The organism is Pseudomonas sichuanensis, from assembly GCF_003231305.1.
GTDB classification, from domain to species: Bacteria; Pseudomonadota; Gammaproteobacteria; order Pseudomonadales; family Pseudomonadaceae; genus Aquipseudomonas; species Aquipseudomonas sichuanensis.
In genome coordinates this window covers 153,248-166,071 of record NZ_QKVM01000004.1, presented here as the reverse complement: position 1 = coordinate 166,071, position 12,824 = coordinate 153,248, and the positions used below count along the sequence as shown (strand labels likewise).

Here is a 12,824-nt window from a genome sequence, read left to right as displayed (position 1 = left end):
GCGGGGCAAGCCCGCTCCCACGCCGATCGAATTTCTTGCGTGGGAGCGGGCTTGCCCCGCGATAAGGCCCGCCAAATCACAACATATTCCCGATTAAAATCCAGATTAATAATCGACATTAGCAACTCTTTGTTTGTCACCAGCCACCCTGGTGGATAAAAATCGATCAACCACAACTACAAAAAAGCCAGGATTGATCGATGGCAACCCAACCTTGCTCCGCCCCCGCGCAACTGCGCCGTGTCCTGGGCCTGCCCGCCCTGGTGTTCTTCGGCCTGGTGTACATGGTCCCGCTGACCATTTTCACCACCTACGGCATCGTCACCGAGCTCACCGGTGGCCGCACTGCCGGTGCCTACCTGGTCACCCTGCTGGCCATGCTGTTCACCGCCACCTCCTACAGCTTCATGGTCCGGCGCTTCCCCGTCGCGGGTTCGGCGTACTCCTACACCAACATGGCCTTCGGCCCCAACGTGGGCTTCCTGGCCGGCTGGTCGCTGCTGCTCGACTACCTGTTCATCCCGATGATCAACTACCTGCTGATCGGGCTGTTCCTCAACATCGCCTTCCCGGCCATCCCGGCCTGGGCCATCGTGCTGGCCTCGATCGCCCTGGTGACGGTGCTCAACGTGATCGGCATCCACTCGGTGGCCAAGACCAGCAACCTGATCGTCGGCGCGCAGATTGTCTTCATCGGGGTGTTCGTCGCCCTGTCGTGGCAGGGCCTGGCCGGGCAGCCGGTGGATTTGCTGGCGCCATTGCGCGGTGATGGCAGTGCGCCGGGCTTCGGCGCGCTGATGGCGGGGGCGGCGGTGCTGTGCCTGTCGTTCCTCGGCTTCGACGCTGTCTCCACCCTGGCCGAAGAGTGCAAGGACGCCCGCCGCGACGTGCCCCGGGCGATCATCCTCACCACCCTGGGCGCCGGTGTGCTGTTCACCGTGCTGGCTTATGTCAGCCAGCTGGTGCTGCCGGGCAGCCACTTCGCCAACGCCGATGCGGCGGCCAACGAAGTGATGCTCAAGGCCGGCGGGCAGTTCCTCGCCAACTTCTTCACCGCCGCCTTCGTCGCCGGCAGCCTGGGCTCGGCGCTGGCCTCGCAGGCGGCGGTGTCGCGCATCCTGTTCACCATGGGCCGCGACCGTGTGCTGCCGCAACGCAGCTTCGGCTATCTGTCGCCACGCTTCGGCACCCCGGTGTTCGCCACCCTGCTGGTGTCGGCGTTCTCGCTGCTGGCGTTGGTGATCGACCTGGCCACCCTGGCCTCGCTGATCAGCTTCGGCGCGCTGGTGGCGTTCTCGGCGGTGAACCTGGCGGTGGTGAAGACGCACCTGGTGAACGAAAGCGCGCATCGCAACCTCAAGGGGTTGCTGCGCTACGGCGCGGTGCCACTGGTGGGGTTGGGCCTGACCCTGTGGCTGTGGACCAGCCTGTCGGCGCTGACGCTGGTGATCGGGTTGTGCTGGTTTGCCCTGGGGTTGGCTTACCTGGCCGCGCTTACGGCGGGCTTTCGCAAGCCGGTACGCCTGGTGGATTTCACCGAAGCCGTTTGAAGGAACATAGCGCCTGTGGGAGCGGGTTCACCCGCGAATGCGAGGGTGAATGCACCGCCGCCTTCGCGGGTAAACCCGCTCCCACAGGGGCCGCGTCGGGCGATTAGACCGATGGCTGGGCCAACGGCGCCGGCGTTGCCCACAAATTCCCCAGGTTCTGCAGCAACGACCCGGCAATCCCCTGCTGCCCCAGGTATTGCAGGATCAACGGCGCAAACTGCCCGATCATCCCGGTATCCAGGCCCAGCGCCTTGAACGCGGTGTCCAGGTCGTTGCGGTTCTGCACCTCACCACCCAGCGCATTGCCCAGCGGCGAGTCGGTCTTGCCGTTGCCCAGCAGCTGCCCCAGGCCGCTCAACCCGCCCAATGCACTGGCACCCGACAGCAAGTCCAGCCCCGGCACGGCCTTGGTCAACTGGCCATAGTCATCGCCGCTGAGGTTGTTGCGCGCCAACCCCAGCATCGCCCCGGCGCCGCCGATGGCCTGCTCGGGGGTGATCTTCAACTCGCTGCCCAAGGTGTTGAGCAGGTTGGCCTGGGCCGCAGGCGCCTGCACCTGGGCGCCCTGCTCCTGGTTTTGCGTGGCGGATACCGCGTTGGCGACGTCGCTGAGGTTGAAGGCGAACACCGGGCTTGCGGCCAGGGTCATCAGGGTTGCCAGGGTGACTGCTTTCATCGGGAGGGACCTCGTCGGCCGGAATGGCCGGGAAACGAGGGGTTTGACTGGGGGTTTGAACCTTTGTTCCGGGCCGATTGTCGGCGCAGTTCGGGTTGGACGATACCTCGCAGCATGGCTCAAGCAGGCATGAAAAAGCCCCTCGGCAAGAGGGGCTCTTTTCACTTCACATCCGTTACGCCGCGCCCCACATCTTGTGCGGGTCGATCACGAATTTCTTCGGCACGCCGGCATCGAACTCGCCATAGCCTTCCGGCGCCTGGTCGAGGTTGATCACCTGCACGCCCACCACTTCGGCGATGTTGATGCGGTCCCACATGATCGCCTGCATCAGCTGGCGGTTGTACTTCATGGTCGGGGTTTGCCCGGTGTGGAAGCTGTGCGACTTGGCCCAGCCGAGGCCAAAGCGGATGCTCAGCGCGCCGATCTTGGCGGCGGCGTCGACCGCGCCCGGGTCTTCGGTCACGTACAGGCCAGGGATACCGATGCTGCCGGCCACACGGGTAACTTGCATCAGCGAGTTCAGCACGGTGGCCGGCGCTTCATGCTTGGCGCCTTCATGGCCATGGCCACGGGCCTCGAAGCCTACGGCATCGACGGCGCAATCCACTTCGGGCTCACCGAGGATGTCGACGATCTGCTCGTGCAGCGGGGTGTCCTTGGACAGGTCGACCACCTCGAAGCCCTGGGACTTGGCGTGGGCCAGGCGGGCCGGGTTGAGGTCGCCGACGATCACGCAGGCGGCGCCCAGCAGGCGAGCCGAGGCAGCCGCTGCCAAGCCGACCGGGCCAGCGCCAGCGACGTAAACGGTGCTGCCTGGGCCAACGCCGGCAGTCACGGCACCGTGATAACCGGTCGGCAGGATGTCGGACAGGCAGGTGAGGTCACGGATCTTTTCCATGGCCTTGTCGCGGTCAGGCAGTTTCAGCAGGTTGAAGTCGGCGTACGGCACCAGCACGTATTCGGCCTGGCCGCCGGTCCAGTCGCCCATGTCGACGTAACCGTAGGCGCCGCCGGCTCGGGCCGGGTTGACGGTGAGGCAGACGCCGGTGTGCATCTCTTTGCAGGAGCGGCAGCGGCCGCAGGCGACGTTGAACGGCACGGACACCAGGTCGCCGATCTTCAGGCGCTCGACGTCACGCCCCATCTCGACGATTTCACCGGTGATTTCGTGGCCCAGTACCAGGCCGACCTGGGCAGTGGTGCGGCCGCGGACCATGTGCTGGTCGGAGCCGCAGATGTTGGTGGAAACCACCTTGAGAATGACGCCGTGTTCGATCTTCTTGCCGCGCGGGTCCTGCATTTTCGGGTAGTCGATCTTCTGTACTTCGACCTTGCCAGCGCCGAGATACACCACTCCACGATTGCCAGACATGCTCTTACCTCGCTTGATTTGTATTTATGCAGCGTTGGTTGAAGCGCCGCCATCCATGGGCGGCATGTGTTTCTGGAATGCAGGAATTGTGGGCCTGATGGGGGATGTCGCAGTGACTGGTTGCGACAGGGGGATGCCTGTTTGCGGCGCAGGGCTGTCGCAAAAAGCATCGCGGGGCAAGCCCGCTCCCACGCTCGGTGGACTGCTCCCAAGGGTTGGCTTGGGGGGCCGTTCACTGCGTGGGAGCGGGCTTGCCCCGCGATGGAGTTAACTCAGAGAACGACGGTGCGATTGGCGTTCAAGAACACCCGTTTCTCGATGTGATACCCCACCGCCCGCGCCAGGGTCAGGCACTCGATATCGCGCCCCTTGGCGATCAAGTCCTCGGGGTAATGGCTGTGGTCCACCACCTCGACGCCCTGGGCAATGATCGGCCCTTCGTCCAGGTCGTTGTTGATGTAGTGCGCGGTGGCCCCGACCATCTTCACGCCCTTGTTGTAGGCCTGGTGATACGGCTTGGCGCCCTTGAACCCCGGCAGCAACGAGTGGTGAATGTTGATCGCCCAGCCATCCAGGCGCCGGCACAGCTCGGGCGACAGCACCTGCATGTAGCGGGCGAGGATCACCAGCTCGGCACCGGTCTGCTCGATCACGTCCAGCACCTTGCGCTCTTGCGCCGGTTTGTCGTGGGGGTCGAGGGCAAAGTGGTAGTAAGGGATCTTGTGCCAATGGGCCAAGGGTTCGAGGTCGGGGTGGTTGGACACCACCGCCACCACGTCCATGGCCAGCTGGCCGATGCGCTGGCGGTACAGCAGATCGTTCAGGCAGTGGTCGGCCTTGGACACCATGATCACCACCTTGGGGCGATGATGGGGTGCGGTCAGCTCGAAGGCCATGCCGAAGGCTTCGCTGCGCTCGGCAAGGCCGGCCCGAAAGCCGTCCTCGTCGAAACCGTCCGGGGCACGGAACTCCACGCGAATGAAGAACCGCCCCGACAGCCGATCATCGAAGGAATGGTGCTCGGTGACGTAGCAGCGCTGCTCGTAGAGGTGACGCGTCACCACATCGACGGTGCCGAGCATGCTCGGGCAGTCGGCAGTGAGAATCCAGGTGTCCGGTGCCCGACTCATGCTGTGTACTCCTTCAGGCTTCGATGGCCAGGCCGTATTCGGCCGATGCGTCCTGCAGCCACAGCCACCAGTAGTCGGAGAAGCTGCGGCGGATCATCAACTCCCAGGTGTCTTCGGCGGTGCGGCGGATCACCAGTTGCGACTTGGCGAACACGGTGCCCACGGCCTTGCCCACCGGGAAGTTGTTCGGGTGTACATCATAGCTGGTGGATTTCATCAGCACGTCGCGCACGTTGGGGCCGCGCAGCTCGAGCAGGGTCTGCCCGCCGCTGACGTTGACCACCTGGATGTGCTGGCCGTCGAGGGCTGCACGCAGCTTGTTCTCGACTTCCACTTCCTGGCCGCCGGGAACGATCAGCAGGAACTCGTCCGGCCCCATCCACTGCAGCGACATGTCGCCGTTGGCGACCACGGTCAGGGCCACCGGCAGCTCCAGGCCCAGGGCCTTGTGCACGGCGCCGGCGAAGGCCGGGTCGTGGCCATCGCCACGCAGGGTCAGGTGGCCGAGGAATTTCTTCTCGCGCAGGGTCACGCCTGCGTTCTTGCGGCCCTTGCCGACCAGGCTGGCCAGGTCGGCGTGGTGCAGTGGCGACTGAGCCTTGGCATCAGGGCCGGGGTTTTGCTGGAAGACGTTGATAGCGCTCATTTCTTACCTGCCTTGAATTCTTGTGGGTCAGAGCGGACACCGAACCTGTGGGAGCGGGTTTACCCGCGAATGCGGCGGTAAAGCCAGCATCGCATTCGCGGGTAAACCCGCTCCCACAGTGTCCGGTGTTGTCAGCCGGAGCCTTAGACGTTCTGCCGCTCACCCTTCGGATCGAAGAACACCGCGGAGACGATTTCCGCCTCGATCACGCTGCCATCGGCCTGTGGCGAATACACCCGCTCGCCCATGCGCTTGAGGCCACCCTTGACCACACCCATGGCGAACGAATAGCCCAGGGAGTTGGCCGCGTAGCTGGAGGTGACGTGGCCGACCATGTCCATCGGGATCGGTTGCTTGGGGTCGAACACCAGCTGGGCGCCCTCAGGCAGCCACACCTTGGGGTCGACCGGCTTGAGGCCCACCAGCTGCTTGCGGTTGTCGCGCAGGCAGTCTTCGCGGTTCATGCCACGCAGGCCGATCCACGAGAACGGCTTGTTGCGGCCCACGCACCAGCTCATGTTCAGGTCGTCCGGGTTCATCGAACCGTCGGTGTCCTGGCCCACGATGATGAAGCCCTTCTCGGCACGCAGCACGTGCATGGTCTCGGTGCCGTACGGGGTCAGGTTGTACTTCTTGCCAGCCTCGACGATCTGCTCCAGCACGCCCATGGCGTAGTTGGCCTGCACGTTCACCTCGTACGACAGCTCGCCGGTGAACGAGATGCGGAACACCCGGGCCGGCACGCCGCCGACCTTGCCTTCCTGCCAGGTCATGAACGGGAAGGCTTCCTTGTCCATGTCGATGTCGGTCAGCTCGCTGAGCAGCTTGCGGCTGTTGGGGCCGGACAGGGTCATGGTCGCCCAGTGGTCGGTGACCGAGGTGAAGTACACCTTCAGCTCCGGCCATTCGGTCTGGTGGTACAGCTCCATCCACTGCAGCACACGGGCGGCGCCGCCGGTGGTGGTGGTCATGATGAAGTGGTTGTCACCGACGCAGGCGGTCACGCCGTCGTCGAAGACCATGCCGTCCTCTTTGCACATCAGGCCGTAGCGGGCCTTGCCCACGTCGAGCTTGGTCCAGGCGTTGGTGTAGATGCGGTTGAGGAACTCGCGCGCATCCGGCCCCTGGATGTCGATCTTGCCGAGCGTGGAGGCGTCCAGCAGGCCGACGCTGTCACGCACGGCCTTGCACTCGCGGGCCACGGCGGCGTGGATGTCTTCACCGGCTTTAGGGAAGTACCACGGGCGCTTCCACTGGCCGACGTCCTCGAACTCGGCGCCGTTCTTCACGTGCCAGGCATGCAGGGCGGTGAAGCGCACCGGCTCGAACAGGTGGCCACAGTGACGGCCCGCTACCGCGCCGAAGGTCACCGGCGTGTAGTTGGGGCGGAACATGGTGGTGCCCATTTCCGGGATGGTGATGCCGATCGAACGGGCGGCGATGGCCAGGCCGTTGATGTTGCCCAGCTTGCCCTGGTCGGTGCCGAAGCCCAGCGCGGTATAGCGCTTGACGTGCTCGACCGACTCGAAGCCTTCGCGGGTGGCCAGTTCGATACCGGCGGCGGTGACGTCGTTCTGCTGGTCGACGAACTGCTTCGGCCCTTTGCTGCCCTTGTCGTGCGGCACCTGGAACAGCGCCACGGTGGCCTCTTCCTTGCGCGCCACGGTTTTCGGCAGGGTGCCGACGGTGGCCTTGAAGCCCGCTTCGGTAGCTGCGCGCACGCCGCCTTCGAAACCATCGGCAATCACGTCGCCGAGGGCGTAGACGCCGTTGATACCACCGACACATTCGCGTTTCTGTGGCGCATCGCCCGGCACGAAGCCGAGGATGTCGTCACGCCATACCGGGCGACCGCCCAGGTGCGAAGCCAGGTGGACGATCGGGCTGTAGCCGCCGGACGTGGCGATCAGGTCGCACTCGAGGGTCTCGCCTGGGCTGGTGACCTTGTGTGCCTGCACATCGATGGCGGCCACACGGGCGCCGGTGACATGCTTGCTGCCCTTGGCCTCGACCACGGCACTGGAGGTGAGGATGCGGATGCCCTTGGCACGCGCTTCTTCAACCAGCGAACCACGCGGGTTGTGGCGGGCGTCGGCGATGGCGACCACTTGCAGGCCGGCGTCGTGCCAGTCGAGCGCGGCGCGGTAGGCGTGATCGTTGTTGGTCGACAGCACCAGCTTGCGGCCCGGCGCTACACCGTAGCGGCGTACATAGGTGGACACGGCGCCGGCCAGCATGTTGCCCGGCACATCGTTGTTGCCGTACACCAGCGGGCGCTCGTGGGCGCCGGCGGCCAGCACCACGCGCTTGGCGCGCACGCGGTGCACGCGGTGGCGCACCTGGCCGATCGGGGCGCGGTCGCCGAGGTGGTCGGTGAGGCGCTCGTGAATGGTCAGGAAGTTATGGTCGTGGTAGCCGTTGACCGTGGCCCGTGGCAGCAGGGTCACTTCCGGCAGGCTTTCCAGTTCTTTGACCACGGCGTTGACCCAGTCGGCGGCGGGCTTGCCGTCGAGGGTTTCGCGGGTGTCGAGCAGGCTGCCGCCAAACTCTTCCTGTTCATCGGCCAGGATCACCCGGGCGCCGCTGCGGGCGGCGGCCAGGGCGGCGGCCAGGCCAGCGGGGCCGGCGCCGACGATCAGCACGTCGCAGTGCTGGTTCATGTAGTCGTAGCTGTCCGGATCGTTCTGCAGTGGCGCACGGCCAAGGCCTGCGGCTTTGCGGATGTACTTCTCGTAAGTCATCCAGAACGATTTCGGGTACATGAAGGTTTTGTAGTAGAAGCCCGGCGGCATCATGCTGCCGCCCACCTTGCCGAGGATGCCCATGACGTCGTTGTTGACGTTCGGCCAGCCGTTGGTGCTGGTGGCGACCAGGCCTGCGTACAGCGCCTGCTGGGTGGCACGCACGTTGGGGATCTGGGTGGCTTCGCTGGAGCCGATCTGCAGGATGGCGTTCGGCTCTTCGGAACCGGCGGCGATGATGCCGCGGGGGCGCGAGTACTTGAAGCTGCGCCCGACGATGTCGACGCCGTTGGCCAGCAGGGCGGCAGCCAGGCTGTCGCCGGCATAGCCCTGGTAGGTCTTGCCGTTGAAGGTGAAGTTCAACACCTTGCTGCGGTCGATACGGCCGCCGCTGGCGAGGCGATAGGTCTGGCTCATACTTTTTCCCCTTGGCCCTTGGCGGTCGCGGATGCCGCGCTCTGCTTGCCGGCAGCGGTGACTTGAGGCTTCTCGCCGATCTTGTAGGTTTCCAGAATTTCGTAGGTCACGGTGTCACGGGTGACGTTGAAGTACTGGCGGCAGCCGGCAACGTGGTCCCACAGCTCGTGGTGGATGCCGCGCGGGTTGTCGCGGAAGAACATGTAGGTGCCCCACTCCTCGTCGGAGCAGGCGGCCGGGTCCAGCGGGCGCGGGATGTGGGCCTGGCCGGAAGCGTGGAATTCTTCTTCGGAGCGCAGCTCGCCGCAGTGGGGACAGAAAATATGCAACATGACGGTTGTCTCCGGGTCAGTGGGCGACGGCAGCAGCGCCGTGTTCGTCGATCAGCGCACCGTTGTAGAAACGGTCCATGGAGAACGGCGCGGCCAGTGGGTGCATTTCGCCCTTGGCCAGGCTCGCGGCGAACACGTTGCCCGAGCCCGGGGTGGCCTTGAAGCCGCCGGTGCCCCAGCCGCAGTTGAAGAACATGTTCTTGACCGGGGTCTTGGAGATGATCGGGCAGGCGTCCGGCGAGGTGTCGACGATGCCGCCCCACTGGCGATTCATGCGCACGCGCGAGAGGTTGGGGAACATCTCGACGATGGCCTGCAGGGTGTGTTCGATCACCGGGTACGAGCCGCGCTGGCCGTAGCCGACCCAGCCGTCGATACCGGCGCCGATCACCAGGTCGCCCTTGTCGGACTGGCTGATGTAGCCGTGCACGGCGTTGGACATGATCACGCTGTCGATGATCGGCTTGATCGGCTCCGATACCAGGGCTTGCAGCGGGTGCGATTCCAGCGGCAGGCGAAAGCCCGCGAGCCTGGCCATGTGCCCGGAGTTACCGGCGGTGACCACGCCGACGCGCTTGGCGCCGATGAAGCCTTTGTTGGTTTCCACGCCGATCACGGCGCCGTTCTCTTTACGGAAGCCGATCACTTCGGTCTGCTGGATCAGGTCCACGCCCAGGGCGTCGGCGGCACGGGCGAAGCCCCAGGCCACGGCATCGTGACGGGCCACGCCGCCACGGCGCTGCACGGTGGCACCGAGGATCGGGTAGCGGGTGTTCTTCGAGCAGTCCAGGTAGGGGATCTCGGCCGCGACCTGGGCAGTATTGAGCAGCTCGCCATCGACGCCGTTGAGGCGGTTGGCGTTGACCCGGCGTTCGGAGTCGCGGATGTCCTGCAGGGTGTGGCACAGGTTGTACACGCCGCGCTGGGAGAACATCACGTTGTAGTTGAGGTCCTGGGACAGGCCCTCCCACAGCTTCATGGCGTGCTCGTACAGGTGCGCCGACTCGTCCCACAGGTAGTTGGAACGCACGATGGTGGTGTTACGGGCGGTGTTGCCGCCGCCCAGGTAACCCTTCTCGATCACCGCGACGTTGGTGATGCCGTGCTCCTTGGCCAGGTAGTAGGCGGTGGCCAAGCCATGGCCGCCACCGCCGACGATGACCACGTCGTAGACCTTTTTAGGGGTTGGCGTGCGCCACATGCGCTGCCAGTTCTCGTGGTGGCTGAGGGAGTGTTTGAAGAGGCCGAAGCCCGAGTAGCGTTGCATGGTCGTTTACTCCACTCAGCGGTAAACAGGGAAGTCTGCGCACAGGGCGGCGACGTTCTTGGCCACATCGGCTTCGACGTCAGCGTCGCCGAGGTTGTCGAGGATGTCGCAGATCCAGCCGGCCAGCGCCACGCACTGGGCCACCTTGAAACCACGGGTGGTGACGGCCGGGGTGCCGATGCGCAGGCCCGAGGTGACGAACGGCGACTGCGGGTCGTTGGGCACGGCGTTCTTGTTGACGGTGATGTGCGCGCGGCCCAGGGCGGCGTCGGCATCTTTACCGGTAAGGCCCTGGCGAATCAGGCTGACCAGGAACAGGTGGTTGTCGGTACCGCCCGAGACCACATCGAAGCCACGGTCGATGAACACCTGGGCCATGGCCTGGGCGTTTTCGATGACCTGCTTCTGGTAGGCCTTGAAGCCAGGCTCCAGCGCTTCCTTGAAGCACACGGCCTTGGCGGCGATCACGTGCATCAGCGGGCCGCCCTGGGCGCCGGGGAAGACTGCTGCGTTGAGCTTCTTCTCGATCTCTTCGTTGCTCTTAGCCAGGATCAGGCCGCCACGTGGACCGCGCAGGGTCTTGTGGGTGGTGGTGGTGACCACATCGGCGAAGGGGATCGGGTTCGGGTACAGGCCGGCGGCGACCAGGCCGGCGACGTGGGCCATGTCGACGAACAGCAGGGCACCGACCTTGTCGGCGATCTGGCGGAAGCGTGGGAAGTCGAGGGTCTTGGAGTAGGCCGAGAAGCCGGCGACGATCATCTTCGGCTTGTGCTCGACGGCCAGGCGCTCGACTTCGTCGTAGTCGATCAGGCCGGTCGTGGTGTCGATGCCGTACTGCACGGCGTTGTACAGCTTGCCGGAGGAAGACACCTTGGCGCCGTGAGTCAGGTGGCCGCCGTGGGCCAGGCTCATGCCCAGGATGGTGTCGCCGGCCTGCAGCAGGGCCAGGTACACGGCGCCGTTGGCCGACGAGCCGGAGTGCGGCTGCACGTTGGCGTAGTCGGCGCCGAACAGCTGCTTGGCGCGCTCGATGGCCAGCGCCTCGACCTTGTCGACGTGCTCGCAGCCGCCGTAGTAGCGCTTGCCCGGGTAGCCTTCGGCGTATTTGTTGGTGAGGCCGCTGCCTTGGGCCTGCATCACGCGCTTGCTGGTGTAGTTCTCCGAGGCGATCAGCTCGATGTGATCTTCCTGGCGCTGTTCCTCGGCATTCATCGCCGCCAGCAGTGCGTCGTCGTAACCCTGGATCTGGTCTTGCTTGCTGAACATCATGTATCTCCCGGCAGCGATCGTTTCTTGTCTGTAGAGGGACTTGTCACCCTTTGCAGCGATGGTATGACCGGGCCGGGGGGCACAGATGCCTGCGCGCGCCTTGCAATGGCGCGTTTACGACATTGCCTGCAGGGTTTGTCCGTGCCGGCCCCTTCGCGGGTAAACCCGCTCCCACAGGGACTGCGGCATACCCTGTGGGAGCGGGTTTACCCGCGAAGAGGCCGGTACAGGCGACGCAGGCCTGGCCTGTATAGGCAACCGCCAAATCGATGGTTTAGAGTGCGTGCCTGCGTCGTAAAAAAGGACAGGCGTCATGACCGACAACAACCAACAATTCGCCAGCGACAACTATTCCGGCATCTGCCCCGAAGCCTGGGCCGCGATGGAAAAGGCCAACCACGGCCACGAACGCGCCTACGGCGACGACCAGTGGACCGAGCGCGCCTCGGAGTACTTCCGCAAACTGTTCGAAACCGACTGCGAGGTGTTCTTCGCCTTCAACGGCACCGCCGCCAACTCCCTGGCCCTGGCTTCGCTGTGCCAGAGCTACCACAGCGTGATCTGCTCCGAGACCGCCCACGTCGAGACCGACGAATGCGGCGCGCCGGAGTTCTTCTCCAACGGCTCCAAGCTGCTGACCGCACCCAGCGTCAACGGCAAGCTCACCCCCGAGTCGATCCGTGAAGTGGCGCTCAAGCGCCAGGACATCCACTACCCCAAGCCCCGCGTGGTGACCCTCACCCAGGCCACCGAAGTGGGCACGGTGTACCGCCCCGACGAGCTCAAGGCGATCAGCGCCACCTGTAAAGAGCTGGGCCTGAACCTGCACATGGACGGCGCGCGCTTCACCAACGCCTGCGCGTTCCTCGGCTGCACGCCGGCAGAGCTGACCTGGAAGGCCGGCGTCGATGTGCTGTGCTTTGGCGGCACCAAGAACGGCATGGCAGTGGGCGAGGCGATCCTGTTCTTCAACCGCAAACTGGCCGAAGACTTCGACTACCGCTGCAAGCAGGCCGGGCAACTGGCCTCGAAGATGCGTTTTTTGTCGGCGCCGTGGGTCGGGCTGCTGGAAGACGGCGCCTGGATGCGCCATGGCCGCCACGCCAACCAGTGTGCGCAACTGCTGGCCTCGCTGGTCAGCGACTTGCCGGGCGTGGAGCTGATGTTCCCGGTGGAGGCCAACGGGGTGTTCCTGCAAATGCCGGAGCCGGCCATCGAAGCGCTGCGCAATAAAGGCTGGCGCTTCTATACCTTCATTGGCAGTGGTGGGGCGCGGTTCATGTGTTCGTGGGATACCGAAGAGGCACGGGTGCGCGAGTTGGCGGCGGATATCCGCAGCATCGTCGGCGCCTGATCCAGCGCATTCGCGGGTAAACCCGCTCCCACAGGTACGGCACCGTCTTCAAGGACAGTGATCA

At 65.0% G+C, this 12,824-nt stretch carries 10 protein-coding genes; 2 read left to right on the top strand and 8 right to left on the bottom strand.

Features of this window, described 5'->3' with window-relative positions:
• The first annotated feature begins 200 nt into the window (after nt 1–200).
• Complete coding sequence (locus DM373_RS03730; protein WP_110992283.1) at nt 201–1,550, top strand: APC family permease; 1,350 nt, start codon at nt 201–203, stop codon at nt 1,548–1,550.
• Between the two features lie 103 nt (nt 1,551–1,653).
• Here the strand turns inward: DM373_RS03730 and DM373_RS03725 are convergent, their stop codons facing one another.
• The 8 genes from DM373_RS03725 to DM373_RS03690 all read right to left on the bottom strand — a co-directional run bounded on the left by DM373_RS03725 (nt 1,654) and on the right by DM373_RS03690 (nt 11,403).
• Complete coding sequence (locus DM373_RS03725) at nt 1,654–2,226, bottom strand: DUF2780 domain-containing protein (protein ID WP_110992282.1); 573 nt, start codon at nt 2,224–2,226, stop codon at nt 1,654–1,656.
• Nucleotides 2,227–2,401: 175 nt separating this feature from the next.
• Complete coding sequence (gene fdhA, locus DM373_RS03720; RefSeq protein WP_054903621.1) at nt 2,402–3,601, bottom strand: formaldehyde dehydrogenase, glutathione-independent; 1,200 nt, start codon at nt 3,599–3,601, stop codon at nt 2,402–2,404.
• A 272-nt stretch (nt 3,602–3,873) separates the two neighbouring features.
• Nucleotides 3,874–4,731: a formyltetrahydrofolate deformylase gene (purU, locus tag DM373_RS03715; protein WP_110992281.1), complete on the bottom strand. Its 858-nt coding sequence runs from the start codon at nt 4,729–4,731 to the stop codon at nt 3,874–3,876.
• 13 nt (nt 4,732–4,744) lie between these two features.
• Nucleotides 4,745–5,377 (bottom strand): sarcosine oxidase subunit gamma, encoded by a 633-nt coding sequence (locus DM373_RS03710; RefSeq protein ID WP_110992280.1) that lies wholly within the window; start codon nt 5,375–5,377, stop codon nt 4,745–4,747.
• Between the two features lie 143 nt (nt 5,378–5,520).
• Nucleotides 5,521–8,535 carry a sarcosine oxidase subunit alpha gene (locus DM373_RS03705; RefSeq protein WP_110992279.1) on the bottom strand — a complete coding sequence of 1,005 codons (3,015 nt, stop codon included), beginning with the start codon at nt 8,533–8,535 and terminating at the stop codon, nt 5,521–5,523.
• Nucleotides 8,532–8,867: a sarcosine oxidase subunit delta gene (locus DM373_RS03700; protein WP_110992278.1), complete on the bottom strand. Its 336-nt coding sequence runs from the start codon at nt 8,865–8,867 to the stop codon at nt 8,532–8,534. The genes DM373_RS03705 and DM373_RS03700 overlap by 4 nt, the downstream gene beginning before the upstream one ends.
• Nucleotides 8,868–8,883: 16 nt before the next feature.
• Nucleotides 8,884–10,134, bottom strand: coding sequence for a sarcosine oxidase subunit beta family protein (locus tag DM373_RS03695; RefSeq protein WP_110992277.1), 1,251 nt, complete (start codon nt 10,132–10,134; stop codon nt 8,884–8,886).
• 15 nt (nt 10,135–10,149) lie between these two features.
• Nucleotides 10,150–11,403, bottom strand: coding sequence for a serine hydroxymethyltransferase (locus tag DM373_RS03690; protein ID WP_110992276.1), 1,254 nt, complete (start codon nt 11,401–11,403; stop codon nt 10,150–10,152).
• Between the two features lie 316 nt (nt 11,404–11,719).
• Here DM373_RS03690 and DM373_RS03685 point away from each other — a divergent pair, with 316 nt between their 5' ends.
• Nucleotides 11,720–12,760, top strand: a complete 1,041-nt coding sequence (locus DM373_RS03685) for a threonine aldolase family protein (protein ID WP_110992275.1) — start codon at nt 11,720–11,722, stop codon at nt 12,758–12,760.
• The last annotated feature ends 64 nt before the right edge of the window (nt 12,761–12,824 follow it).

What these genes read in the sequence shown, in the direction of transcription:
- DM373_RS03690 (WP_110992276.1), bottom strand. Translation starts at nt 11,403, where the DNA reads ATGTTCAGCAAGCAAGACCAGATCCAGGGTTACGACGACGCACTGCTG.
- DM373_RS03700 (WP_110992278.1), bottom strand. Translation starts at nt 8,867, where the DNA reads ATGTTGCATATTTTCTGTCCCCACTGCGGCGAGCTGCGCTCCGAAGAA.
- DM373_RS03730 (WP_110992283.1), top strand. Translation starts at nt 201, where the DNA reads ATGGCAACCCAACCTTGCTCCGCCCCCGCGCAACTGCGCCGTGTCCTG.
- DM373_RS03695 (WP_110992277.1), bottom strand. Translation starts at nt 10,134, where the DNA reads ATGCAACGCTACTCGGGCTTCGGCCTCTTCAAACACTCCCTCAGCCAC.
- DM373_RS03725 (WP_110992282.1), bottom strand. Translation starts at nt 2,226, where the DNA reads ATGAAAGCAGTCACCCTGGCAACCCTGATGACCCTGGCCGCAAGCCCG.
- fdhA (WP_054903621.1), bottom strand. Translation starts at nt 3,601, where the DNA reads ATGTCTGGCAATCGTGGAGTGGTGTATCTCGGCGCTGGCAAGGTCGAA.
- purU (WP_110992281.1), bottom strand. Translation starts at nt 4,731, where the DNA reads ATGAGTCGGGCACCGGACACCTGGATTCTCACTGCCGACTGCCCGAGC.
- DM373_RS03685 (WP_110992275.1), top strand. Translation starts at nt 11,720, where the DNA reads ATGACCGACAACAACCAACAATTCGCCAGCGACAACTATTCCGGCATC.
- DM373_RS03710 (WP_110992280.1), bottom strand. Translation starts at nt 5,377, where the DNA reads ATGAGCGCTATCAACGTCTTCCAGCAAAACCCCGGCCCTGATGCCAAG.
- DM373_RS03705 (WP_110992279.1), bottom strand. Translation starts at nt 8,535, where the DNA reads ATGAGCCAGACCTATCGCCTCGCCAGCGGCGGCCGTATCGACCGCAGC.